Consider the following 26,363-nt stretch of genomic DNA (forward strand, 5'->3'; position numbering starts at 1 on the left):
GTAGCTACTCTGCAATACAGCTGGCGCCATAACAGATTCACCAGAGGTTAGTCCAACCCGGTCCTCTCGTACTAAGGTCAGCCCCACTCAAACTTCCTGCGCCCACAACAGATAGGGACCGAACTGTCTCGCGACGTTCTGAACCCAGCTCGCGTGCCACTTTAATGAGCGAACAGCTCAACCCTTGGGACCTTCTCCAGCCCCAGGATGTGACGAGCCGACATCGAGGTGCCAAACCTCCCCGTCGATATGAGCTCTTGGGGGAGATCAGCCTGTTATCCCCAGCGTACCTTTTATCCTTTGAGCGATGGCCCTTCCATGCAGAACCACCGGATCACTATATCCGTCTTTCGACCCTGCTCGGCTTGTCTGCCTCACAGTCAAGCAAGCTTATGCTATTGCACTCCACGTACGGTTACCAAGCGTACTGAGCTTACCTTTGAAAGCCTCCGTTACCTTTTTGGAGGCGACCACCCCAGTCAAACTACCCGCCAAACAATGTCCCCCGTTGCCAGGGTTAGACACCAGATACAGAAAGGGTGGTATTTCAACGTTGACTAACTGACTCCTAGCGAAGCCAGATCACAGTCTCCCACCTATCCTACACATCCTGTAGCCGATTTCAATGTTAAGTTGTAGTGAAGGTGCATGGGGTCTTTCCGTCCCGTTGCGGGTAACCGGCGTCTTCACCGATACCACAATTTCACCGAGCTCATGGCTGAGACAGCGCCCAGATCGTTACACCATTCGTGCAGGTCGGAACTTACCCGACAAGGAATTTCGCTACCTTAGGACCGTTATAGTTACGGCCGCCGTTTACCGGGGCTTCGATTCAATGCTTCGAATTGCTCCTAACATCCCCTCTTAACCTTCCGGCACCGGGCAGGTGTCAGGCCATATACGTCATCTTTCGATTTTGCATAGCCATGTGTTTTTGTTAAACAGTCGCCTGGGCCTTTTCACTGCGGCTTCATTGCTGAAGCGCCCCTTCTCCCGAAGTTACAGGGCCATTTTGCCGAGTTCCTTAGCCATGATTCACTCGAGCACCTTAGGATTCTCTCCTCGACTACCTGTGTCGGTTTACGGTACGGGTTTTTATAACCTGAAGCTTAGCGGGTTTTCTTGGAAGTCTGATTACCTGAACTATCACATCCCCCGAAGGTTCTGTGTACTATCAGCTTTCAGCAGGAATGGCGTACTTTACTACCTTCCCTATACCTACGGCCTTTAACGAACTATTCCGTCAGTTCGCGTCAGTGTCACTACTCCGTCACCGCATCGCAGTTATAAAAAGTACTGGAATATTAACCAGTTGTCCATCGGCTACGCCCTTCGGCTTCACCTTAGGCCCCGACTAACCCTGATCCGATTAGCGTTGATCAGGAAACCTTAGTCTTTCGGTGGGCGGGTTTCTCTCCCGCCTTATCGTTACTTATGCCTACATTTGCTTTTCTATTTCCTCCACAGTCATTTACATTCCTGCTTCACCGGTCGATAGAATGCTCCCCTACCAGATGCATTGCTGCAAATCCATAGCTTCGGTATACCACTTGATGCCCGTTTATTATCCATGCCCGATCGCTCGACTAGTGAGCTGTTACGCACTCTTTAAATGAATGGCTGCTTCCAAGCCAACATCCTAGCTGTCTGTGCAATCGGACCTCGTTAGTTCAACTTAGTGGTAATTTGGGGACCTTAGCTGATGGTCTGGGTTCTTTCCCTCTCGGCCCTGGACCTTAGCACCCAGAGCCTCACTCCAGCGTATATTAATAAGCATTCGGAGTTTATCTGGATTTGGTAGGATTTGACTCCCCCGCACCCAATTAGTAGCTCTACCTCTTATTAACTCAACCGCCAGGCTGTTCCTAAAAACATTTCGGGGAGTACGAGCTATTTCCCAGTTTGATTAGCCTTTCACCCCTACCCACAAATCATCCGGAAACTTTTCAACGTTTATCGGTTCGGTCCTCCAGTACCTGTTACGGCACCTTCAACCTGTCCATGGGTAGATCACAAGGTTTCGCGTCTACCTCCCCTGACTATACGCCCTATTCAGACTCGCTTTCGCTTCGGATCCGTGTCTTAAACACTTAACCTTGCCAGGAAAGAGTAACTCGTAGGCTCATTATGCAAAAGGCACGCCGTCACAGAACTTGTCTGCTCCGACCGCTTGTAAGTACACGGTTTCAGGTTCTATTTCACTCCCCTGTTCGGGGTTCTTTTCACCTTTCCCTCACGGTACTGGTTCACTATCGGTCTCTCAGGAGTATTTAGCCTTACCGGATGGTGCCGGCAAATTCCCACAAGGCGTCTCCGACCTCGCGGTACTCAGGATACCACTATCCTATTATCAATTACCCGTACGCAGCTCTCATGCTCTATGGCCGGGTTTCCCACCCCGTTCCGGTTTTCTTTAATATTCATGTTGTGGTCCTATAACCCCCATTATGCCGTAACATAATGGGTTTGGGCTTCTTCCCTTTCGCTCGCCACTACTCAGGAAATCACTGTTGTTTTCTCTTCCTCTGCTTACTTAGATGTTTCAGTTCAGCAGGTTTGCGCATTTATGCAACTATTCTTCAAATAGTTAGGTTTCCCCATTCGGAAATCTCCGGATTAATTTATATTTGCTAATCCCCGGAGCTTATCGCAGCTTATCACGTCCTTCATCGCCTCTGAGAGCCAAGGCATCCCCCGTGTACCCTTTCTTACTTTCTTCTACTATATCGCCTTTTGCTCGATATGTATGCTTTTTGATTCTTGTTGCGTTCTCCAGCTTACATGCGCATCAGTCCAGTTCTCCAATCATCTTGCGACGATTGTCCCACTTTCCCTCTTTACCGTAATCCTTCAAAGCCTCAACAGTCCTCTATACTGTTGTCTTCTCTTTTTATTACTTCTTCCAATATGTCAAAGAACGTTACCCCGATAACATTACGTCATCTTGCTCTATATCCTATCCCTTTCAGGAAACGGAGGGTGTGTGGAGAATAACGGATTCGAACCGTTGACCCCCTGCGTGCAAGGCAGGTGCTCTAGCCAGCTGAGCTAATCCCCCTTAAGATGTTTACGTCTTCCGTATCCGGTCATCCGTCAATCGCTGACGCTTACCTTCACTTCCAACTTACCTTAGTAGTCCCGAGCAGATTTGAACTGCTGACCCCTACATTATCAGTGTAGTGCTCTAACCAGGCTGAGCTACAGGACTGTTGATTTTTAGGATTTCAGACCTGCGATTTTTGATTTTCCTGTTTCCGCTTAAATCGTCATTCGTAAATCGTAAACCGTAATCTCTTACAATCTCGCCTCCCAGATGTCAGTCACTATTGATGGCTTCATCTTTTGGGTTTTTCTTTTTGTTTTTAATATAAGAAATAATCATGCAGGTAACAGCTTTGCTGTTATGTGTTTGAGAGTTGTTGGATACTGCTCCAGAAAGGAGGTATTCCAGCCACACCTTCCGGTACGGCTACCTTGTTACGACTTAGCCCCAGTTACCGACTTTACCCTAGGACGCTCCTTGCGGTGACGCACTTCAGGCACTTCCAGCTTCCATGGCTTGACGGGCGGTGTGTACAAGGCCCGGGAACGTATTCACCGCAGCATTGCTGATCTGCGATTACTAGCGAATCCAACTTCACGGGGTCGAGTTGCAGACCCCGATCCGAACTGTGATCAGCTTTTTGAGATTGGCATCCTGTTGCCAGGTAGCGGCCCTCTGTACTGACCATTGTAGCACGTGTGTAGCCCCGGACGTAAGGGCCATGATGACTTGACGTCGTCCCCTCCTTCCTCTCTATTTGCATAGGCAGTCTGTTTAGAGTCCCCACCTTAACGTGCTGGCAACTAAACATAGGGGTTGCGCTCGTTGCGGGACTTAACCCAACACCTCACGGCACGAGCTGACGACAGCCATGCAGCACCTAGTTTCGTGTCCCGAAGGACTTGAGCGTCTCTGCTCAATTCACTAACTTTCAAGCCCGGGTAAGGTTCCTCGCGTATCATCGAATTAAACCACATGCTCCTCCGCTTGTGCGGGCCCCCGTCAATTCCTTTGAGTTTCACCCTTGCGGGCGTACTCCCCAGGTGGAATACTTAACGCTTTCGCTTTGACGCTGACTGTATATCGCCAACATCGAGTATTCATCGTTTAGGGCGTGGACTACCAGGGTATCTAATCCTGTTTGATCCCCACGCTTTCGTGCCTCAGCGTCAATCATACTTTAGTAAGCTGCCTTCGCAATTGGTGTTCTGTGACATATCTATGCATTTCACCGCTACTTGTCACATTCCGCCTACCTCAAGTACATTCAAGCCAGTCAGTATCAAAGGCACTGCGATAGTTGAGCTACCGTCTTTCACCCCTGACTTAACTGGCCGCCTACGCACCCTTTAAACCCAATAAATCCGGATAACGCTTGGATCCTCCGTATTACCGCGGCTGCTGGCACGGAGTTAGCCGATCCTTATTCTTACCGTACATTCAGCTTGATTCACGAATCAAGGTTTATTCCGGTACAAAAGCAGTTTACAACCCGTAGGGCCGTCTTCCTGCACGCGGCATGGCTGGTTCAGGCTTCCGCCCATTGACCAATATTCCTTACTGCTGCCTCCCGTAGGAGTCTGGTCCGTGTCTCAGTACCAGTGTGGGGGGTCATCCTCTCAGATCCCCTAAACATCGTAGCCTTGGTAAGCCATTACCTTACCAACTAGCTAATGTTCCGCATGCCCATCCTTATCCTATAAATATTTGATCACAAAACAATGCTATCCCGTGATATTATGCGGGCTTAATCTCTCTTTCGAGAGGCTATCCCCCTGATAAGGGTAGGTTACATACGTGTTACGCACCCGTGCGCCACTCTCATCGGAAGCAAGCTCCCGAATCCCGTCCGACTTGCATGTATTAGGCCTGCCGCTAGCGTTCATCCTGAGCCAGGATCAAACTCTCCATTGTAAAATGTCTAGTTTATTCTCTGACCCTATTATTAATTAATAGAATCTGTATTATATATCTTTATACAGTATCCTCTCTCTTTTGTTAACCGCATCCCTTTGTTTCTCTTTACTACTTTTACATCCGTCGGTCCGGCTTGCGCTTTTCCTTCTTTTGCCCTGGTAGCTCCGAATCCCTCAGGACCGTTACTCTACATGATTTTCTATTCCTTATAAGAACTTTTCGTCTCGCCATCTCGGGTCGACTTTTATATGCTTTCGTATCGTTGCCGGTACTTAACTTTTCATTTTGATGATCCGGAAATCGCTTCCTTCTCTTTTTGTTTTGCCCCGTTGTTTTGGGACTGCAAAGGTAGAAACCTTTTTGTATTTTGCAAACTTTATTTTTTAATTTTTATTTGCCTTTTTCTACCCACTTCTTGAACTCTGCTCTTCCCTTTTTACCGGGTCGCAAAGATGTGACTTTTTTTCCATTTCAGCAAATGTTTCTTAATCCATTTACCTAATCTCTTTTCATCACACAACCTTCAAATAACTACCCCTTCTTTTCCGAAGCGGGATGCAAATGTACAGCCTTTTTTTGTCTGTACAAAAAAAAATCACATTAATTAAAACAATTACCCTAACTGCCTGTAAGCTACCCGCTATTTTTACTCGTTTTGTTTAGCTGCTATACCTTTATAATGGCAATCATGTAATTTGTATCTTTGAAAGGTATATGAACGAACTCCATTTCCCCCCGAATTTTCTTGAATCCTTAGCCGGCGAACCCGGTTTTGAAGCCGAAAATTTTATAAATGCGCACCAAAACATCGCATCGCCCACATCGATCCGCTTAAATCCGTTTAAAACACCGGTATTAAAAACGGATGGGCAAGTGCCCTGGTGCGCACAGGGTTATTATCTGGACATACGCCCTTCCTTTACATTCGACCCGCTTTTTCATGCCGGGTGCTATTATGTACAGGAAGCATCGTCCATGTTTATTGATCATATCCTTAAAACCATCAGGCAAAATAAGGATGAACCTATAAAGGTACTGGACCTGTGCGCTGCACCGGGTGGTAAAAGCACGCTCATTAATTCGGCCATTGGCAACGATGACCTGCTGATATCGAACGAGATCATTAAAACCCGCGTACCCGTATTATGCGATAACCTTAACCGCTGGGGCAGCACCAATATAGTAGTTAGTAATAATGACCCGCGTGACTTTAGCCGGCTGGAAGGTTTTTTTGATACTATATTAGTAGATGCGCCTTGTTCTGGATCGGGAATGTTCAGGAAAGATGCGGCGGCTATGAATGAGTGGAGCGATAACAATGTGAACCTTTGCCACCAGAGGCAGGAACGGATACTGGCCGATATTTATCCGGCTCTAAAAGAAGATGGACACCTTATATATAGTACGTGTTCGTATTCGCACCAGGAAAACGAGGATATACTGGATTGGCTATGCCACGAATTTGATATGGAAAGCATAAGGATACCTATTGATAAGGACTGGGAAATTGTTGAAACACAATCGCCGGAGCAAAAGGCATGGGGATATCGTTTTTATCCAGGTATGGTTAAGGGCGAGGGTTTATTTGCAGCCTGCCTTAAAAAGAAGGACCAAACGCCGGAGCTTCCATCTTTCAGAACAAAAGGACACCAAAAATTAGCGCTGCAGGAAATAGAACTGATCAAACAGTATATTATTAATGCTGACGAACATTACTTTTTTAAGGTGAATGATGACTGGCTAGCTATAAACCGCGGGCATAAAGAAAGCATTGATACCTTGCAACGGCATTTGTATATCAAAAAATCGGGCGTACGTGTGGGTAAGCTGATGGGGAACGACCTGATACCCGACCATGAATTAGCATTGAGCAGCCTTATTAATAAGGAGATGTTTTTACAAACACCGCTTAACCGCGACCAGGCTATACAATACCTGCGCCGTGACAATATGGACCTTGCCGTAAATAATAAGGGATGGAGCCTGATGACCTTTGAGGGATTTGCACTGGGCTGGGCAAAGCTGCTGCCCAACAGGATTAATAACTATTTTCCTAAAGAGCTGCGGATACTGAGCACACCGCCCCCTTTACAGGCATAAAAATCGGGGATGGGTACAGGTTTATATTCTCTACTCATCCTATCAACTTAATAAACATCGTCAAAAAACCGAACTAAAAAAATTGCACATTTGCACCGCATATCTGCACACAAGCATGGACCAATACTTTATTATAGATTTCGACAGTACTTTTACACAGGTTGAGGCTTTGGATGAGCTTGCCCGTATATCGCTTAAAAACCATCCCGACCGCGAAGAGATATACAAACAGATTGAAGATTTAACCAATGCTTCGATGGAAGGCCGGTTATCCTTTACCCAAAGTTTAGAGAACCGCGTTAAATTGTTGCAGGCCAACCGCGATCATTTAAAACAGCTGATAACCCATTTAAAGAAAAAGGTATCTACCTCGTTTTCGCGCAATACCATATTTTTTAAGAACCATGCTGATGAGGTATTGATCGTATCGGGCGGTTTCAAGGAGTTTATCATCCCGGTGGTAACCGAGTATCACATAAAAAAGGAAAATATTTACGCCAATACTTTTGTGTTTGATGACGATGGCAACATAATAGGTTATGACCGTGAAAACCCGCTATCGCAGGAGGGCGGTAAGGTTAAGCTTTTAAAGGAGCTTAATTTACCGGGTGATATTTATGGTATAGGCGATGGCTATTCTGATTTCCAGTTAAAGGAATCGGGAATGATCAAAAAGTTTTTTGCCTTTACCGAGAATATTGAGCGAAAATCTGTTGCCGAAAAAGCGGACCATATTACGCCCAGCTTTGATGAGTTTTTATACCTAAACAAACTGCCGCGTGCTATATCATACCCTAAAAACCGCATTAAGTGTTTAGTAGTTGGTGATGTGGAGGATGAAGCCTTGGCGCAAATGCGCAAAGAGGGTTACAACATACGCCACCAGCCAGGTATTGAGGATAAATACCTGGAAGAAGCAGGGATACTTTTTTGTGATGAAATGCACCAGCCTACGCCCGAGCAATTGCAAAATGCAGGCAGGTTAAAGGTGATTGGTATTTTTGGTAAAATAAGCAACCGCAAACTGGCCGAAGCCGCCTGCGAAAACGGGATTATTATTTTTGATGACCCTAAGCATAACCCGCGCAATGATGATTTTATCCCGAAGAGGGTAATGGCATTTATGAATGAGGGAAAAACACATACCAGCTGTAATTTCCCCGATCTGCAACCGCCACGTGTGAGCAATGCGCACAGGTTAATTCACATCCACAAAAACGTGCCGGGTATATTGGCTAAAATTAACGATGTGTTTGCGCGCCATAACATTAATATAGTAGGTGAATTTTTGGTGACTAACGCACAGATAGGTTATGTTATAACCGATGTTAACACCGGCTATGGCACCGAAGTACTAAACGAACTGAAGGCTATTGAACATACTATAAAATTCAGGCTGCTATATTAAAGGAGCCGGAAAGATTCAACAACGAAAAAGGTCCGGGAGATTATTCCAGACCTTTTTGTGTAGTCAAGTTTTATAAAGTGTTCTCTAATCCGATTTTACCTGGCTTTGGCTTCTTTAAAAGGCACAACCAGTACCGGTATTTCTGAGTGACGCACCACATCTTCGGCAATGCTGCCCATAAATAACCTGTCGAAACCGCTACGGCTATGGGTACCTAAAACTATCAGATCGGCAGCAAACTCACTGCTGCAATTTATAATACCATCGGCGGTTGAGCCATATTCGGTAAAATGGGTTACCTGCAAACCTTCGCCATATTTTTTAATGGTAGCATCTACCATATTACCCGATATATCTTTTTGAATATCCAGTATCTCCATCTCTTCAAAAGCATTGCTTTGAAGCGCCGACCCCATTAAAGGATCAATGCCCGGTGTTGCTTGTGATATTACTACAGGCTCAACAATATTTACCAAACCAACCGCAGCATTAAATTTGCGAGCCAGTTCAAAACCATATTCGGCGGCATGTTCAGCATATTTGCTGTCATCAATACCTATTAGTATCCTGTTAATTTCCATAATTAAATGTGCTAATACTTAAAGATAACAAACAATACCTGATATGTTTTGCCTAACCCGTGTTTTGAGTGCAATTAAAAGGCTAAGTATGGCTATCCTTACACTTAATACTTTCTTTATTACCTTTGGCCATGCATTTCTCTCCCGAAATTGAAGAGCGCCTGGCGCAGTTACAGGAAAAATATGAAGCGATGGGCCAGGATATGGTATCCTACCTGGATGGTTTACTTTATGCTGATTTTTTAACCTATTGGGATTATATTCACCTGGATACGCTGTTAAGTTTGCAAAGCCCTAAAACGCCGTTCCCTGATGAAGAGATCTTTATTATTTATCATCAGATAACCGAGCTGTATTTTAAATTAGCACTGCACGAGTGTAAACAGATAGCCGCAGCACAGCCTTTAACTGTTGATTTTTTTACGGCGCGGTTAAAACGCATAAACCGTTATTTTGAAGCGCTTACCCAATCGTTTGAGATTATGGTTGACGGGATGGAGAAAGAGCAATTCCTGAAATTCAGGATGTCATTACTGCCAGCCAGCGGTTTTCAATCGGGCCAGTACCGGATGATAGAGATCTATGCCAGCGATTTTATAAACCTGGTTGCAAAAGATAAACGCGACGAGCTACGAAATGCTACCATAGAGGAGCAGTTTGAATACCTGTACTGGAAATTTGGCGCTACCGAATTATCAACCGGTAAAAAAACACTAACGCTTAAACAGTTCGAAAAAAAATACGCCAAAACCTTTATTGACCTTGGCAAGGCAACTACCAGCCATAACTTTAATGCACTATACCACCAGTTTAAAAATGATGGGGCGGCAACACCTGCGCTTGAAACAGAACTACGCCAGCTGGATATTAATGTAAATGTGAACTGGCCATTGTCGCATTATAAATCGGCAGTGCGATACCTTAACCGTGAACCTGAGGAAATTAAGGCCACCGGCGGTACCAACTGGCAGAAATACCTGCCTCCGAGATTTCAAAAACGCATCTTTTACCCGTCATTATGGAGTGCCGATGAGGTAGAGAACTGGGGGAAAGGCTGGGTTGATAGTGTACTTAAAGATAATTAACAGCCGCCCTCGCCTATTATTTTTTGTGTGAAGATGATTTTATCGCCTGCTTTAAGGGTGATTATTCCTTTCATTATAAAATACTCGCTGTCCAGTTGCTTTTCCAAGAGCTTCTTTACGGTCAGCATATATTTTCCGGAGGTATAAATTGTCTCATTTTTTGTGATTGATTTTTGCTGCGCCTTAAAACGTACCGGTTGGTTATTGATATAAATCAGGGCCGTAACATAATCCGTTCTGCAAATAAGCTGCTGCTTGCTCTTGTCGGCATTTGATAAATAATAATCATCGCCGCAACCTGTTAAATCATCAGGTACGTTTTTAAACACGTTGATCTTTACTGATGACTGTGGCTTTGCCTGTTTATTGCCAGATACGGGCAGCAGGAATAAAAGCAGGGCTAAAAGTATTTGCATAATTGATATTCATTGTTCTATCCAAATATCATTCAAAAATCCTAACTTGCCATTTTCTATATTAAATATTAAGGCCATGACTGAAACGCTGGACATTAAAATCACAAAAACCAATCATTCCCGTTTGCAAGAAACGGATTTTGACAATTTACCCTTCGGAAAAACATTTGCCGACCACATGCTAGTGGCAGATTATGAAGATGGCGAATGGAAGAACTTTCAAATTATTCCTTACGGCGAAATTGGGTTAAGTCCGGCAATTTCTGCGCTGCATTATGGCCAGTCGTTTTTTGAAGGAATAAAAGCTTATAAACATGCCGATGGTAATGTTTCTATCTTCCGCCCGGATAAAAATGCGGCACGTTTTAATAAATCGGCCGATCGTTTATGCATGCCCGAACTGCCTGAAGAGATTTTTGTTCAAAGTATTGCCGCATTGGTAGATATTGACCGCGACTGGATCCCATCAAAAGCTAACCATGCCTTATATATAAGGCCATTTATGTTTGCTACTGATCCTTATTTGGGGGTTACCCCATCTAAAACCTACAAATACATGGTTTTAACAGGCCCGGTTGGCCCTTATTTTTCAAAAGCGCTGCGTGTTAAAATTGAAACGCACTTTACCCGCGCTGCTGAAGGTGGTATGGGTTATGCAAAAGCTGCCGGAAATTACGGTGCCGGTATGTTACCCGCAAAAAGAGCCGCTGAAGAAGGTTTTGACCAATTGATATGGACCGATGGTAAAGACCATTTGTATGTTGAAGAAATGGGTGCTGCCAATGCCATGTTTATGCTTGATGGTAAACTGATAACTCCTTTAACCCGCGATACTATTTTGGATGGCGTTACCCGCAATACCGTTTTAACCCTTGCCCGCGAGTGGGGAATCCCGGTTGAGGAACGCAATGTTTCTGTTGCCGAAATTATTGAAGGTGCCAAAACAGGTAAACTTACGGATGCTTTTGGCGCCGGTACTGCTGCAACTATTGCGCCGGTAGGCTCTATCAGCTATAATGGTGAGGAGTACTTTTTAAGCGATCCAAAAACACGTGAGTTTTCGCAAAAGGTATTGAAAGAGCTGGATGCCATAAAATATGGTAATGCAGTTGATACCCACGGCTGGAACTATATGGTATAAAACACCAAAAAATCTGATAAAAAGAAAGAGCGCCTTTATATAAGGGCGCTCTTTCTTTTTATGGTGGATATCGGTTAATTAAAATTTACATTCGGCCGAAGGTGTCAGGCCCTCCTTATCTTTGGTAAATGTTGCTTTCCCATCCTTTATGGCTACTATCCATATAGAATCATAATCCTCATCGGGCCAAACCAGGCCGGTATCGGTAATACCTAAAGAACGTACAATGGGTGCAATACCGTTATGTTCCCAAACCACCAGTACGGTACCTTGTTTACTACGCAGTTCATCGGCCATTAGTAAGGAATCTTTTTCGGCGTGGCTGGTATTGATGCTCAGGTTGTACTTTGCTACCAGGGGCACAACAGTTTGGTACATCCGCGAATGCTTGGTAACATACCCCTGGCCCAAAGCCGGTACATAAGTATAAGCCGGAATGCCAAACCTGGCAACCAGCACAGCAGGCAATAACAACGAGCGGTTAATACCCTGGCAGCTCAAATTATCGCCTTTAGCCGGCTTTTCACCATGTCTTATAAAGACGATGCGCACATTAGTTGCTGTTGTAACCTGGCAATTACCATTAAAAGCCACTAAAAGTGTTAACAGGCAAAACAATACAATTTTATAGGGGGAGTTAATCATAATGAAACTTGTTTGTATAATAAAGAAAGGGATAGTTTACAAAACTATCCCTTCTGTTTAAAGTTTTAATTTATTAGTGCTGGTTGCCTTTTCCATTTATCTGGAAACAACCTAAATCAACTCCCGGAGGGGTTATTTCAGTTGCTCCGTATTTTGGATCAACAGGTACTACTACAAGCGGCTGTACACTGGTAGTACCCCGGCCCACTAAAGGGGAGTTTAATTGCAGGTGAAAATCAAAATTACCAATTGCATTAATATCACTCAGCTTATGGCCTACAACCGGCAATGGATAGTTTATAAACATTGGGTTAAGTTTTTGAACCACTGATGAACCATCATAAACATCGCCTAATTTATAGCCGGCAGGTAAATAAGTTGGTGCAGGTAAATCGGTTGATTGTGGTATAGTTATATATCCCTGCGGATAAAACTGGTTAGCTACAGAAAGTGAATCGGCGTATTGATAATTATTACCGTATGACATGTTTGCAATATCGGCAGTTGGGTTGCTTAATACCCTGTTACCAAATTTACAGTTAATGTTCACGTTGTTATAAAACATACCGCGGGCACCTTCTTCATAATTAATATTAGCACCACGGCCCGGCTGAATTTGGCGGTAACCACCATTAACAAAGGTATTGTTATACATAACAATGTTTGTTTGCGGTGCGCCAACCGGCTGTCCTTTATTTGATGCCTTTTGTCCGTTTGTGGCAGTACCTATATAAAAATTATAAGCCATTGTACCTACCGTACCACCTTTTACGTTAACGCAATCGCCACCGTTAGGGCCGGCTTTTTCAAACGTGTTGCGCATAATATCAATTTTACCGTCAGATATACGCATGGCATCATCGGTAGCACCGTATAGCCATGAATCTTCCATAATAAATACGCCCTGGTAATTCTGGAAAAGAACCGCAAATGAGGTTGCAGCCTTTTGGCTAACATTAGGACCAAATGTAGGCCCGTAAGCCGCACCAGCAAAATCAATATGCGTCCACTTTATGACCATTAATGCACAGTTAGTTCCGCCGATAATTCCTTTCCATTGCCCCGAATAAGCAGGATCAGAAATAGCTGGTGCGCCCGGCTGATCTGTTTTGGTAATACCTTTTACAGTAAAAAAGTTGGGAGCAGCCTTTGTACCCAGGCTAAGGAACGTACCTTCAACTTCAATACCGGCCTGGTTGGTGGCATAAACCGTTACACCGGGTTCTACTATCAGGGTATCGCCTTTATTAATGGTAACATCGCAACCTAAGGTATAGGTTTTACCACTAAGCATGGTGCCTTTAATTGAACCGCACAAAGGTGCAGCATCACTTATTGGATGTGCCGGTGGTGATACATAATTATAAATATTGTGTTGTTCGCCTTCCCATTTTTTGCAACCTGCAAACAAAATGACCGTGGCAACTACTATTACTGAGAATATATTTTTCATTTTATTATTTTTAAACTTAACCGTTATTAAAACTTATACCTTAATCCGCCTAAGAAAGAAACCTTGTAAATGTCTTTTTCAACTTGTATCTGGCTGGCTGTTTCCTGATCAGGAAGCGCTCTTACCTGCCCGGCATTTGAATGTTTAAGGAACAGGCTGTTTGAGGCATTAGTTAAATTATTGATCTTACCGTAAAGAGATAGCTTTTTAACCAGCGTTTTTTCGAACGAGAAATCTAACTGGCTATATGGGTGCTGCCAAATATCCAGGTTATAGAAGTTTGATACCTGGGCAATTCTTTCGCCTGTATAAACATAAGCAAGCTGCATGTTAAGCCCTAACTTGGTGCTTTTAAACAATAAGGATAAGTTACCAATGTTTTGTGCCTGGCCTTGTAACGGCCTGGTTTGATTAACAGAATCTTTTACGCTGGTATTGTTCACCACTTCTTTTATCAGTTTTGATGTGGTAATGGCAGAGTGCGTATACGTATAGTTACCTGAGATACCGATCACCCCGAAAAACTTGGTGAATTGTGCCTCGGCACCATAGTTGGTAGCCTTGTTACGGTTTTGCGGCTGAATGAACTGTGCGCTTGGGCCACCTTCTTTAAAGAACTGAACCGACTCGCCATTTACAGATACATACTCAATAGGATCTTTTATGTCTTTATAAAAAGCACCTAACAAAATCTGATCTGCACCACCCGGATACAGCTCATACCTGAAATCGTAATTATTAGCTTTGATGTGTTTTAAGTATGGGTTACCTACTTCATCAAAATATTCGCCCGGTAAAGTGATCGGAACAATCTCATTAAATGCCGGCCTGCTGATAGATTTAAAATAAGATAGTCTTAAATTTTGATTGCTGGTTAGCGTGTATTTTAAGTTGGCGCTTGGCAAAACATCGGTATAATTAATATTACCGCTGCGGCCCGAGCTTGTTAATGGCTGTACGGTTAGATAGTTTTGAGCGGTATTTTCAACCCTAACACCACCTAATACCTGTAAGTTTTGGCCTAACATAAATTTAGCCTGTAAATACTCGGCTGTAATGTTTTCATAAACGGTATAATCATTTGCAGACACAGTGGTATTATTACCCGAACCATTTGCCGGAACTGTAAAATCGTACGTGGCCGAATTGATATTATGAAAAGGCTCTGGCGAACCTGCCGGCGGATCTAAAGTATAATCAGCGTAATAGTTATTCCGCGTTTTATGACGGTATAATCCTCCAATTGAAAACTCAACATCTTCTGAAGCAATTTTAGGCGTATAAGTAAAGTTATAATAACCCGCTAAATCCTTATCAGAATTATGTTGCCATATTCTTGACATTGATTTGGTTGTTGAATCAACACTGGTAACATTACCACTTGTACCTAAATGCACGTTCTCAACAAAACCATATTCAGCCATATCAGGAACCGCACTTTTTGCAATGGAGTAAACACCGCTCCAGTTAAATTTAAACTTGTCGGTAATTTGGTGATCGCCCTGTAATGTTCCGTTGTAAACGCTTTGGTAAGTCCAGCGGCTTCTGTTTGATATATCTACCTCTTTTGATACTGCACTGGTATTTGTGATCAGTACGGTATCGGCAGTATAACGGGTTTGTAATTCGTTTTGGTGGATGTAAAGGTTATAGAATGATATTTTATTCTTTTTGTTAAATACGTAATCAATTTTATTGTGCAAGCCCACCCTGTTGGTTTGTGTAGAATAATAACGGGTGTAAACATCTGATAATATAGGCGTATTAGGTGCCGGTGTAGGGCTTGGCTCAGCATTCTGGATCAGGAAATCGGAGTTTGAACCACGATAAAAATTTTGATAACTGGCCGATACAATAACACCTAACTTATGATCTAAAAAACGATCGCCTACGGTTATACCAAAGGTTTGGTTTACCGGGTTATTTTTAGGCGTATAATTAAGATGATTTACCGGAAAATCACTTGCAGTAGCTACATAATCATTACCATGCAGTTCGGCCGGTGATTTTTTGTTGATGGTTGAATGCTCAAATGAGCTGAACGGCCTGTTATCTGAAAATAAAAACGAATAACCTGCTGCTGCGTCAACGTTTAATATAAACCTGTCAGGAGCGGTTTTCATTACCAAATTCATGGTACCGCCAATGGCATCACCTTCCATACTTGGTGTTAAAGCCTTGATCACTTCAAGTCTTTCCAGCATTTCTGATGGGAAAATATCAAGCGGCACAAAACGGTACTGATTATCAGGACTTGGGATTTTTATACCGTTAACCAATACGTTATTATAACGCTGATCCATACCGCGGATAACGGCATAACGGCCCTCGCCGCTTGTTGAACGCTGTATAGTTACACCGCTTACACGCTGCATAGCATTACCAACGGTAACATCAGGCAATAACTGAATGGTATTTTGTGAGAGTACGTTTTCAACCGATGGTGCGTTTTTCTCAATTCCGCGTGCATTACGGTCGCTGGTTTTATTGCCTGCCCCGGTAACTACTACTTCATTTATCTGCGTGCTGCCATAATTAAGGTAGATGTTTTTTACTTCAACATCATTATCGCTTTTTTCAATTACTTCGTAAACCGGTGATGCGGCATAGCTTATAAATGCTGCCGTAACCTGGTATGTGCCTGCATGCAGGTTTTTGAACGCATAAGAACCATCAAGCTTAGCAGATGTGAACTGCTTAAATGCTCCCTGCTCAATTTTAACTGTAGCACCTGCTAACGGTTCACCAGTTTTTGAATCAAAGATCTTACCCTTTATAACCTGGGCATCGGCGGCTGCCGAAATAAAAAGAAAAAGGCAAATTATGGAAGTCCACTTTAAATATGGACTATTGAAAGCATAAAAAATAAGCCGGATAAGCTGGGTAAGGGGTTTCTTCATTTCTGACGGATTGTTAATTTCCGCAAAGAAACCTTATTAATTCTGTAGTAAAACTGAATTTACCGGGGTGGAAAAATTACTTAACGCAATGGTTTTTTTAAATTAACATTAAGGCCCATGTTGTTAATATTAACTTTACAATAAGGCCAGCTTGCCCTTTGTTTGCTACTCAACACTAACAGTTAAACCTTCCTGCTGAAGTATTTTCCGGTAAACTTCTACCTCGGTAAATGAGCCTTCCAATACGGCGCACTTCCCTTCGTTATGTACCTTGAACGCTATCTTTTCGGCCTGTGCTTCTGAGTAATCCAAGTATTTCATCATACAAAATATTACATGATCAAATGTATTATGGTCATCATTCCATAATATAAGGCGGTGTAATTCTTTAAGCCCTACCAATAATTCCTCAAGGGTAAAGGTTTCTTCCTGTATTTCAGTTGGCATACGTAACTACAAAATTACTCAAAAACAATAATAAACTAACTAATTTTATGTTCTATCAACGGTAAAAAAATAGGCTGTATTATAATAGCGCCTTTAAACCCCTTTTTTATATTCTTTTATGAAACTCCATATCCCCTGCCTTTCCCTTGCAACTGCCATTGTATTGCTTGCCATAAATAATAGCAGCGCACAAAAAAGCCCAACATCTGTACCAACATTAATGGCACCGCCGCAAAACATTGTGGTTGATGGTAATATTAAAGAGTGGGGCGATAGCCTGCGCTACTTTAACAGCGAAAAAAAGATCAATTATGCACTGGCCAATGACCAGGAAAATCTATACATGGCTATAAAGATAAATGACCGGTCTGAACAGATCCGTGTGCTGAGAGCTGGTATTACCCTGAGTGTAAACACAAAGGGCAAAAAAAAAGAAACCTTTAGCATAACCTTCCCGCTAAGTACCAACGGCACCAACCCGCCTATTAACGCGCACAAGGATAAAGATGACAATGGCGAAGTTACCCAGCAAGACCGCGACGAACTGATGCAGGCCATTATTACCATGTTAAGAGGAATAAAGGTAGTTGGCTTTAAGGATATTGAGGACGAAATGATCACCACCTCAAACACTTATGGCATTAAAACAGCGCTTAATTATAATGAAGCTGGCGACCTGGTTTGCGAAGCAGCCATCCCGCTTAAATATTTCCATGCCGAGGATACAAAAACCGAATGGGCCTTTAACTTTAAAATTAACGGCATAAGCAAACCAGCGGGAGCACCGGGTGGTGGAGAAGGCGGCGAGGGCGGTCGTGGTGGCAGAGGCGGCGGCGGTGGATTTGGAGGAAGTGGCGGCGGTGGCGGTGGCGGTGGCCGCGGAGGACGCGGTGGCAGAGGCGGCGGCGGTGGTAACCATGGCGGTGATAGCAGTGGCGGCGGCAGCGAACTATCAAAATCTGAAGATTTTTGGGAACGTTTTTATTTAGCTAAATAAAATGAAGGTCTATTTAAAGGGCGCTGTTTAGAGGCAATAGCTTATAAACAGCGGTATTTATTATATTATAAATCATATTTGTTTCTGAGCTGCATACTGATCTTTGAGGCTTCGTCAATAATTTTTTGCGGATAGTCCAGTCCTTTTAAAACTGCGATGCCATTTTTGTTGCGGAGCAATCCGTCCTTAATTTTATAATCAAATGTAAGGCGGTTATCTCCTGCTATTTCCTCGAACGAGAATACTTTATAGTCGCTGCCTAAAAGCTCGGCCAATTCAAGATCGTGGGTTGATACCAGTACAAAACACCTGTTCTCGATAAAATGAGAGAGCACTGCTTTTGAGGCAGCAATACGCTCAATGGTATTTGTGCCCCTAAATATCTCATCAATAATCACCAGGCTGTTACGCGGCTGGCCTTCCTCACAATCCCGGATAATATTCCGTACCGATAAAGCCTCAGCCTGGAAATAGCTTTTATGCCCACCCAGGTCGTCAGTCATATTTATACTGGTAAATATATTTAGCGGTGGCGCCTGGTAAACGATAGCAAAGCTGGTGTTAATGGTTTGCGCTAATAAGGCATTGATAGCAATGGCCCTAATAAATGTTGTTTTCCCCGACATGTTCGACCCGGTGATCAACACACCCTGGCTGTTATCAATGGTGATAGAATTGGCCACACAATTTTCAATAAGCGGATGATACAGCTCTTTAATAACAATGCTTTCATTGGCCTTTGTAAACTCGGGCCTGCAATAATGGATTAGTCCTTCCCTTACCGATTGGATAGATATTGCTATATCTACCTCGCCAACGGCCTCAAAAAGCAATTTAATTTCGGCCGTATACTGATTAACTTTGTTGATAGACCGGGTAAAGTTCACTGCTTCCAGTAAAAAAATGATCTTTATCCACTCGCTGAACAAAAAAACAATATCGGTTGGGTCTGCCGCTACCGTATTCTGAACGCTGATAAAGCTTAAAGACTTTTTCAGATCGGCCACTTTAAGCAGGTTTTGTTTCATTTGTACGCTTTCGTCAAGCACGCCATTATCAAACAACCATTTGCTTATTTTTATCAATAAAAGCAGTTGCGGCAGCGAGCGCGTATAACTCACCATTTTTGATTTATTGCTGTAATGAACACCCAAATTGATAATCACCATTACAAAAAGCAGCATTAAATACCCTGCATTGGGGGCAATAACCAAACCCACAATAAGCCCTATAATTACCGGAGCGGCAATATTTATATAAAACTTAACTAAGGGTGCAAATAGCGATTGATGATTTTGCGTGAACAGCCTTGGCAGCGAATAAGCATCGCCGTCATTCAACTCCGATAGTTTAAGCTGAACAAGTTCCCGCTGCTGCTGGTCAGTGTCTAGTTTTTCTATTCTTTTTTCGAGAGAGGTAAAATAATCAGCGGAAATTTCGGGGGAGTGAAGCTGTTTAAACAAGCACTGCTGCCCGGGTTTGGAACTGGTACGATCAAGGTAACTGAATACATCATCCAAATCTAAATCAGCAGCTGAGGCGGCAAGCTTACCACCTGTAGTCGTTAAGTAGGCGGCGATCAGGTTAAAATTCAGGTGCTCATCCTTGCGTTTTGCCCATTGCTCCTTTATTTCAGCAATCCGCTTTTTGGTTAGGGATTGTTTCTTAAAATAATTTGAAGCAACAATAATGATGATAAGCAGGAACAGGGCAAACAACCAATAAATCATGCTTAAAATTAAGATTTTTAATTAATTGTGGAGGGGTATGATGTAGAAACACACAACCTTCCGTTCTCTCTAAAGTGTGTAACTATATATGAGTTAGGACAAGATTATTTTATTTGAATGGTATCAAATACCTTTCTGACAGAACTATCAATAAAGAATGCGGTGGTATGTTCGGTACGATGAACATGGTAATTTAATATCACTATAGACCCTTTGCTGCGATCTTTCGCTTTTGAAATAATATCATTGGTTTTTTTTGTAAAATCATCCCAGTGAATCGTTGATACCTTATTCAAATCAGTGTTTTGTTGAAATGCTCTTCGCTTTAAAGGCGTCGCATAATCTTTTAAAGTGATATAACCCATTCCTATCTTTATCCCTACGGTATCAGGTCGGTATAAGCTATCTAAATAATCTTCCGCTTTAAATTGCGGTGTTATACCTGGGGGCATATACTCATGACAGCCAAATATTAATAAAACATTAATAAGCCAATAGTATTTCCTTTTCATTGCAGTAAGGTTTACCCGAAGTTACACTATTAGGCTGGGATAGCTTCTTAAAATAAATATCTCGTTGGGACGGCTTTTGTTTTTTCTTCCCCTCCCTGGAGGGGCGCGTGAGGATCGTGTTTCGGCAGGGGTGGGTCATTCTGCGCTATGCATTGGAATAGCACAGCTTTAATCAGTTTGAATATTAATGATACAAAAGTTTGAACAAAATCACTTTTTAAGCTTTCTTCTTAATCGATAAATTATAAAAATCAAGGCAGATATAACAAGTATAATTTCCCACCATTCTGCATGAAAGTAGAAAGACCAATTCTCATCTATAACGCTATTATTATGCATTGGATTAAAATTTTTGTCCTTCGGCTTAAAAATAAACTCCAACCATACAGCTTAGCGATATAAGGTTAGAGTTTATTTATCCATATGCTCTTAATTATCTTCCATTACCCTTACTTTTAAGAAGCTGGGGTTTTCTTTGGAGGTGTATACCTTTTGGGTTGCCTTTTTAAAGTCGGTATCCTTGGCTTTCATAATATCTTCAAATACCTGCGGGTTGCGGTCAATCAGCGGGAACCAGGTGCTTTGTACCTGGATCATTATTTTATGCCCCTTTTTAAAGGTATGCAGTATATCCTGTAATTCCCAGTTTACCGGGGTAACTTTGCCGGGTACAAACGGCTCCGGCTTATCAATTGCATTTCGGTATTTACCACGCATAGGCTCGCTGCGTACCATTTGCTCATATCCTGCCATCTTTACATCCTTCCCTGTAAATTTTCCGTTTGCTGCGGTATCCGGATATACGTCCAAAACCTTCACAATAAAATCAGCATCGGTACCGGTGGTTGACACCTTCAGGTTTGCCCAAATATTGCCGGCTATGGTTATGTCCTTATCCAGTACATCGGTAGTATAGCTCAACACATCTTTACGGCCGGCTAAAAAGCGTTGATCGGCGGTCATGTACTCTCTGTCCATGTCCATGCTTTTATGGTTAACAAAAGGCACTGGGTTTTCCGGGTCTGATACATATTCGTCATACGTGTTTCTTCCGGCAGCAGGGGCGGTGAATGATAATTTACCACCCGGCAGCAGGTAAAGGTTCTTTTCTTCGGCGTCTTTTGGCGGCCATGTTTTGTATTGCTTCCACTTGTTTACACCTGTTTCAAAAGTATTAATTGGTGCTATGCTTAAGCCGGTACCTTTCAGGTAATGACTAAAAAACTTAAACTCAATCTCGTCGCGATAATACGGACCGGTTGGCCCTCCGAAATCCACATCGCCTAAATGATCGCCCGCGCCGCGTGCCCAACCGCCATGTACCCAGGGGCCCATAGTAAAGTAAACCGGGGTAGCCGGGTTATTTTTAACCAAAGTTTTATAGGTGTTGATGGCCCCATACAAATCTTCGGCATCGTACCATCCACCCGTAACCAATACGGCGGTTTTAATATCGTGCAGGTGGGTTAATACATTACGGTCTTTCCAGTGCTGATCGTAATTGGGATGATCCATCATTTCGTTCCACAGGCGGATGGTATCTTTATAATACTTATCGTTAGTGTTTTTCATGGAACCCATCTTTAAAAAGAAATCATATCCATCCTCTGTACCGGGATTAAAACGACCGCCCCTGCGTTGGGTAGGCTTATCATCCTGGCGATTAGTAAAACCCGGATAAAAACCAAAGTTGGCTACCAAAAAGAAGGCGCCGTTGTGCCATCCGTCATCGCGCCATAAATCAGCAATGGGAGCCTGTGGCGATGCAGCCACCAAAGCCGGGTGACGGCTCAGCAATGAGGTAGTGGTGTAAAAACCCGGATAGGAAATTCCCCATACCCCAACTTTACCATTGTTATGGGCTACATTTTTAAGCAGCCAATCAATAGTATCATAAGTATCGGTACCTTCATCAACATCGTTATTGGTTTTATGTACCTCCTTTTCAGGTGTCATTTCTTCATATATACCCTCGCTCATCCAGCGGCCGCGTACATCCTGGTAAACAAAAATATAACCATCGTGCAAAAAGGCCGGCGATGGGCCAAGGCTGCCTTTATATTTATCAGGGCCGTATGGCGCTACGCTGTAGCAGGTACGATCCATCATAAAAGGATATTTTTTGGTAGAATCCTTAGGCACATAAACCGAGGTAAACAGTTTTTTACCGTCGCGCATCGGAATCTGGTATTCGTATTTGGTGTAGTTTTCTTTTACATAAGCTGCATCAGGGTTATTGCCCTGCCCCGGCTGTGCAAAAGTTATTGCAGCCGAAAGTGTAAAGCAGACCGCTAAAAGGAGAATTTTTTTCATTTAAAACGTTTTAGTTTTTAAAAGTAAGCAATAAAACAAAAAAGACAACCCAAATGGGTTGTCTTCATAAAATCGTTACGAAAGGTTTTATTAGTCGTTAATTGCTTTAACGCCCGGTAATTCTTTGCCTTCCATGTATTCAAGCAAGGCACCGCCACCTGTTGATACGTAGCTCACCTCGTCGGTAAGGTTAAACTTAGCTACAGCCGCTGCTGAATCGCCGCCACCAATTAATGAGAATGCACCATTTTCGGTTGCCTTAACTACTGCCTCTGCAACGGCTTTTGTACCTACTAAAAATGATTCCATTTCAAAAACACCCATTGGGCCGTTCCACAAAATGGTTTTTGATTCTTCAATAACTTTGCTGAAGATCTTTACCGTTTCAGGGCCAATATCAAGTCCCATCCAGTTTTCCGGAATTTCGCCGGTTTTAGCAACACCTGTTTTTGCATCGTTAGCAAAAGCATCGGCAATTACGTTATCAACTGGTAAATAAAGGTTCACCCCTTTTTCTTTAGCTTTTTGTTTCAGGCTGATTGCAAGGTCCAGTTTATCCGCTTCAACCAGTGAAGTACCTATGTTACCACCATCTGCTTTTGCAAAAGTATAAGCCATACCACCACCAATGATCAGGTTATCAACTTTATCCAATAGTTTTTCGATAAGCTGTATTTTGTCAGATACTTTAGAGCCACCCATAATAGCCGTGAACGGCTTAGCGGCACCGTTAAGGATCTTCTCGGCATTGGCTAATTCGCCGGCCATCAAGTAGCCAAAGTATTTGGCATTAGGGAAAAACTGTGCTATAACCGCTGTTGAAGCATGTGCACGGTGTGCAGTTCCAAAAGCATCATTAACATATATATCGCCTAATTTTGAAAGCTTTTCAGCAAAGGCTACATCACCTTTTTCTTCTTCTTTATAAAAACGAAGATTCTCTAATAAAAGCACTTCTCCTTTACCTAATGCTTTTGATTTCTCAACAGCTTCGGCACCGATACAGTCATCAGCAAATTCAACCTGCTGACCTAACAGATCAGACAAATGCTTAACCACATGTTTTAATGAAAACTCATCTGTTGGGCCGTTTTTTGGCCTGCCTAAATGCGACATCAGGATAACCGCGCCGCCATCCTTTAAAATTTTATTGATGGTTGGCAAAGATGCCGTCATCCGGTTATCGTCAGTAATATTATAATCCTTATCTAAAGGGACGTTGAAATCAACTCTAATAAGTGCTTTCTTTCCCGAAAAGCTAATTTGATCTATTGTTTTCATAGTAATTAGTGCAAAATGATTTTCTGAGCTGCCAAATTGAGCAATTAATTCTAAATTCCGAATGTAAATGTTAAAAAGGTGTTCTATTTAATAAAAAAATCATTGAATTTTAACATACATCACATAGTGAGGCCCAATACCTGGCACCTCAAACTCTGTTGATACAATCTCAAACCCAACATTTTTATAGAATTTAACGGCTACCTTACGTGCATTGCACCACACATAATTTGCTTTTTGCCCGCGCAGGTACACAATGGCAAAATTAACCAGTTGGTTGCCTATACCCAGCCCTCTAAACTTTTCGGTAGTTGCCATACCACGCAGCTGATAACCGGTGCCTGCAAAGTCGCTATAAGTTTGTGGATGAAAAGATACCACACATGCCAGTTCATCATCCTTATAATAACCCAAATGGAACGAACCCGGAATAGTATCCGTAGGGAACCTGCATTCGTCGGGCGTTAATTTGCCCTCGCGTAAAACCTCATTGCGCAAAGGCAATATATCATCGGCTGTAATAAATTTGATCATTTTATGCTCATCATCATTATAAGTGCTTACTAATTTGAGTACATTTTTCCCCATATTAATAATTACTTAAAAGTATTTTACTATTAGTTAGCCTTGTTTTAAGCTGTAAAGTATTATATTTTTCAATCCACCAAAATTAGCATAACTATTGCTTTGTATTTGATACCAGTATAAAGTTTATATTATGAAAGCAGTTATTGGATTAGTTTTAACAGCCCTTATTTTTATGGGTTGCAGTAAAAACGGGGAGGTTACGCCCGCTTCAGGCAATACCCCTGGTGGCACAACATCTACTGGTACTACTACCGGCACTCCAACAGGTACGTCAACTATTCCGCCTGCTGTAATATTAACCCATGATGATTCTATTCACCTCGCTACATTCAATGTAAAACCCCACCTGCTTAAAGCCACTGTGACTGATAATAAACTGGTTATTATTTTTAATGAAAATGTTGACCTTTTATTCAGTGCCGAAGGGTATAAAAAGATCTCGGCCATTCACCTTTCCGAAGATTTTAAAAACACCCTTTTAAAAGATTTTCAGTTTACCACCGTTGCCGAGCAGGGTAACGTAACGCTTAACTGGGTTGATGATAATTTAAACAACGTAATAAAAACAGTTAAAGACACCGTTATTAACAAAGTAAATATGGTGAAAGTTAATGTTCACCGGCCATTTACCTTTTTCAAAAGCTACGACTCAAATGCATCGGCCATTACGCAGCGGGATATTATAATTAATAAAACTGATGATACGGTAGGCTTTAGCTCTTACAGTTATTATAACCTTAAAAACTATCCTAAAACATCGGCAAAAGCTACCCTTACGTATACCAAACAGTAATGATATGGCTGCGGGGTTAGTTTAATTTATTGATCTTCTCTACCAGGTCGGCCAGGCGGCTCGAATAGCCCATTTCGTTATCATACCAGCCAACAACCTTTACCAGCCCCCCTACAATTGAGGTTAACTCTGCATCAAAAATGCAGCTATGTGTATTACCCAAAATATCTGTTGAAACGATGGGGTCTTCGGTGTATTCCAATACGTTTTTCATGGCACCTTCAGCTGCCTGCTTAAATGCGAGGTTAATTGAGGTAACCGTTGGTTGTTTTTTAAGGCTGCAGGTAAAATCGGTTAATGAACCGTTTAAAACCGGTACCCGAATACCTGCCCCTCCTAATCTACCCTCTAAATGCGGAAAAATATTGGTGATGGCCTTTGCAGCTCCCGTAGTTGTAGGAATAATAGATGCCGATGCGGCCCTTGCCCTGCGCAGATCCTTGTGCGGTGCATCGTGCAGGCTTTGATCGCCTGTCATGGAGTGTACAGTTGTTATATAACCATCAATAATACCCCAGTTATCATCCAGTATTTTCACCATTGCAGCCACGTTGTTTGTGGTACATGATGCATTTGATAAGATGGGTGCATGCAGGTCAGCATTTTGGTCATTTACGCCTAATACAATAGTTGGGATACTTTTATCAGTACCCGGGGCCGAAATAATAACCTGTTTTGCTCCGGCTTGTAAATGCTGCGATGCACCTTGCTTTGAGGTAAATTTCCCGGTTGATTCTATCACCAGGTCAATGTCCAGCGCTTTCCAGGGCAGCGTAGAAGGATCGGCCTGTGTCAACACTTTTATTTGGTGGCCATTGATAAACAGACTGTCGCTGTCAAAATCAACAGTTCCCTTAAACCCACGGTGAACAGAATCATATTTAAAAAGATGGGCCAGTGTTTTGGTATCCGTCAGATCATTGATAGCTACAACAGTTATCCCCGGTCTTTCTAAAATATTTCTTAAAAAAATACGACCGATACGCCCAAACCCATTTATTGCAATCCTCATT

General features: G+C 42.6%; 18 protein-coding genes, 2 tRNA genes and 2 rRNA genes. 6 read left to right on the forward strand and 16 right to left on the reverse strand.

All coding sequences use genetic code 11. The features are described 5' to 3' along the window. From ACQY4U_RS00005 to ACQY4U_RS00020, 4 genes are all read right to left on the reverse strand, one after another. Nucleotides 1-2,718 (reverse strand): 23S ribosomal RNA (locus ACQY4U_RS00005); the annotation flags it as partial. Nucleotides 2,719-2,984: 266 nt separating this feature from the next. Continuing rightward, a tRNA-Ala gene (locus ACQY4U_RS00010) sits at nucleotides 2,985-3,058 on the reverse strand. 75 nt (nucleotides 3,059-3,133) lie between these two features. Beyond that, nucleotides 3,134-3,208 (reverse strand) — tRNA-Ile (locus ACQY4U_RS00015). A gap of 227 nt (nucleotides 3,209-3,435) precedes the next feature. Further along, nucleotides 3,436-4,957: ribosomal RNA gene (locus ACQY4U_RS00020) — 16S ribosomal RNA — on the reverse strand. Nucleotides 4,958-5,674: 717 nt separating this feature from the next. Between ACQY4U_RS00020 and ACQY4U_RS00025 the strand changes: the two genes are divergently transcribed. Both ACQY4U_RS00025 and ACQY4U_RS00030 read left to right on the forward strand, forming a co-directional pair. After that, nucleotides 5,675-7,060 (forward strand): methyltransferase RsmF C-terminal domain-like protein, encoded by a 1,386-nt coding sequence (locus ACQY4U_RS00025; RefSeq protein WP_428327302.1) that lies wholly within the window; start codon nucleotides 5,675-5,677, stop codon nucleotides 7,058-7,060. 115 nt (nucleotides 7,061-7,175) lie between these two features. After that, on the forward strand, nucleotides 7,176-8,468 hold the full coding sequence (locus tag ACQY4U_RS00030; protein WP_428327303.1) for an HAD-IB family phosphatase: 1,293 nt from the start codon (nucleotides 7,176-7,178) through the stop codon (nucleotides 8,466-8,468). A 95-nt stretch (nucleotides 8,469-8,563) separates the two neighbouring features. Here ACQY4U_RS00030 and ACQY4U_RS00035 read toward each other — a convergent pair whose 3' ends face one another. Beyond that, entirely contained in the window at nucleotides 8,564-9,049 is a 486-nt protein-coding gene (locus ACQY4U_RS00035) for a universal stress protein (RefSeq protein WP_428327304.1), read from the reverse strand. A gap of 131 nt (nucleotides 9,050-9,180) precedes the next feature. Between ACQY4U_RS00035 and ACQY4U_RS00040 the strand changes: the two genes are divergently transcribed. After that, entirely contained in the window at nucleotides 9,181-10,134 is a 954-nt protein-coding gene (locus tag ACQY4U_RS00040) for a tryptophan 2,3-dioxygenase family protein (RefSeq protein WP_428327305.1), read from the forward strand. On the opposite strand, the gene ACQY4U_RS00045 is transcribed toward ACQY4U_RS00040, so the two are convergent. After that, nucleotides 10,131-10,550 (reverse strand): hypothetical protein, encoded by a 420-nt coding sequence (locus ACQY4U_RS00045; protein ID WP_428327306.1) that lies wholly within the window; start codon nucleotides 10,548-10,550, stop codon nucleotides 10,131-10,133. The genes ACQY4U_RS00040 and ACQY4U_RS00045 overlap by 4 nt on opposite strands. 76 nt (nucleotides 10,551-10,626) lie before the next feature. On the opposite strand from ACQY4U_RS00045, the gene ACQY4U_RS00050 reads away from it, so the two are divergent. Beyond that, nucleotides 10,627-11,691 carry a branched-chain amino acid aminotransferase gene (locus ACQY4U_RS00050; RefSeq protein ID WP_428327307.1) on the forward strand — a complete coding sequence of 355 codons (1,065 nt, stop codon included), beginning with the start codon at nucleotides 10,627-10,629 and terminating at the stop codon, nucleotides 11,689-11,691. A gap of 78 nt (nucleotides 11,692-11,769) precedes the next feature. Here the strand turns inward: ACQY4U_RS00050 and ACQY4U_RS00055 are convergent, their stop codons facing one another. From ACQY4U_RS00055 to ACQY4U_RS00070, 4 genes are all read right to left on the reverse strand, one after another. Further along, nucleotides 11,770-12,336 (reverse strand): histidine phosphatase family protein, encoded by a 567-nt coding sequence (locus ACQY4U_RS00055; RefSeq protein WP_428327308.1) that lies wholly within the window; start codon nucleotides 12,334-12,336, stop codon nucleotides 11,770-11,772. Between the two features lie 73 nt (nucleotides 12,337-12,409). Continuing rightward, nucleotides 12,410-13,789, reverse strand: coding sequence for a hypothetical protein (locus tag ACQY4U_RS00060; protein WP_428327309.1), 1,380 nt, complete (start codon nucleotides 13,787-13,789; stop codon nucleotides 12,410-12,412). Between the two features lie 26 nt (nucleotides 13,790-13,815). After that, on the reverse strand, nucleotides 13,816-16,689 hold the full coding sequence (locus ACQY4U_RS00065; protein ID WP_428327310.1) for a TonB-dependent receptor domain-containing protein: 2,874 nt from the start codon (nucleotides 16,687-16,689) through the stop codon (nucleotides 13,816-13,818). 165 nt (nucleotides 16,690-16,854) lie between these two features. Further along, a complete protein-coding gene (locus tag ACQY4U_RS00070) occupies nucleotides 16,855-17,136 on the reverse strand; it encodes an ATP-dependent Clp protease adaptor ClpS (RefSeq protein ID WP_428327311.1) in 282 nt (93 codons plus the stop codon). Between the two features lie 118 nt (nucleotides 17,137-17,254). Between ACQY4U_RS00070 and ACQY4U_RS00075 the strand changes: the two genes are divergently transcribed. Further along, entirely contained in the window at nucleotides 17,255-18,133 is an 879-nt protein-coding gene (locus ACQY4U_RS00075; protein WP_428327312.1) for a hypothetical protein, read from the forward strand. A 65-nt stretch (nucleotides 18,134-18,198) separates the two neighbouring features. Here ACQY4U_RS00075 and ACQY4U_RS00080 read toward each other — a convergent pair whose 3' ends face one another. The 5 genes from ACQY4U_RS00080 to ACQY4U_RS00100 form a co-directional block, all read right to left on the reverse strand. Further along, nucleotides 18,199-19,863 (reverse strand): MutS-related protein, encoded by a 1,665-nt coding sequence (locus ACQY4U_RS00080; RefSeq protein ID WP_428327313.1) that lies wholly within the window; start codon nucleotides 19,861-19,863, stop codon nucleotides 18,199-18,201. A gap of 104 nt (nucleotides 19,864-19,967) precedes the next feature. Then, the gene (locus ACQY4U_RS00085) at nucleotides 19,968-20,375 is read right to left on the reverse strand and encodes a hypothetical protein (RefSeq protein WP_428327314.1); all 408 of its coding nucleotides are present in this window, start codon (nucleotides 20,373-20,375) and stop codon (nucleotides 19,968-19,970) included. A gap of 429 nt (nucleotides 20,376-20,804) precedes the next feature. Further along, nucleotides 20,805-22,688, reverse strand: coding sequence for a CocE/NonD family hydrolase (locus ACQY4U_RS00090; RefSeq protein ID WP_428327315.1), 1,884 nt, complete (start codon nucleotides 22,686-22,688; stop codon nucleotides 20,805-20,807). Between the two features lie 90 nt (nucleotides 22,689-22,778). Then, nucleotides 22,779-23,969 (reverse strand): phosphoglycerate kinase, encoded by a 1,191-nt coding sequence (locus ACQY4U_RS00095; protein WP_428327316.1) that lies wholly within the window; start codon nucleotides 23,967-23,969, stop codon nucleotides 22,779-22,781. 99 nt (nucleotides 23,970-24,068) lie between these two features. Further along, nucleotides 24,069-24,557 (reverse strand): GNAT family N-acetyltransferase, encoded by a 489-nt coding sequence (locus ACQY4U_RS00100; protein ID WP_428327317.1) that lies wholly within the window; start codon nucleotides 24,555-24,557, stop codon nucleotides 24,069-24,071. Between the two features lie 130 nt (nucleotides 24,558-24,687). Between ACQY4U_RS00100 and ACQY4U_RS00105 the strand changes: the two genes are divergently transcribed. Next, nucleotides 24,688-25,350, forward strand: a complete 663-nt coding sequence (locus tag ACQY4U_RS00105) for a hypothetical protein (protein ID WP_428327318.1) — start codon at nucleotides 24,688-24,690, stop codon at nucleotides 25,348-25,350. A gap of 16 nt (nucleotides 25,351-25,366) precedes the next feature. On the opposite strand, the gene gap is transcribed toward ACQY4U_RS00105, so the two are convergent. Beyond that, nucleotides 25,367-26,362, reverse strand: coding sequence for a type I glyceraldehyde-3-phosphate dehydrogenase (gap, locus tag ACQY4U_RS00110; RefSeq protein ID WP_428327319.1), 996 nt, complete (start codon nucleotides 26,360-26,362; stop codon nucleotides 25,367-25,369). Between the last annotated feature and the right edge of the window lies 1 nt (nucleotide 26,363).

The organism is Mucilaginibacter sp., from assembly GCF_965277465.1.
GTDB lineage: Bacteria > Bacteroidota > Bacteroidia > Sphingobacteriales > Sphingobacteriaceae > Mucilaginibacter.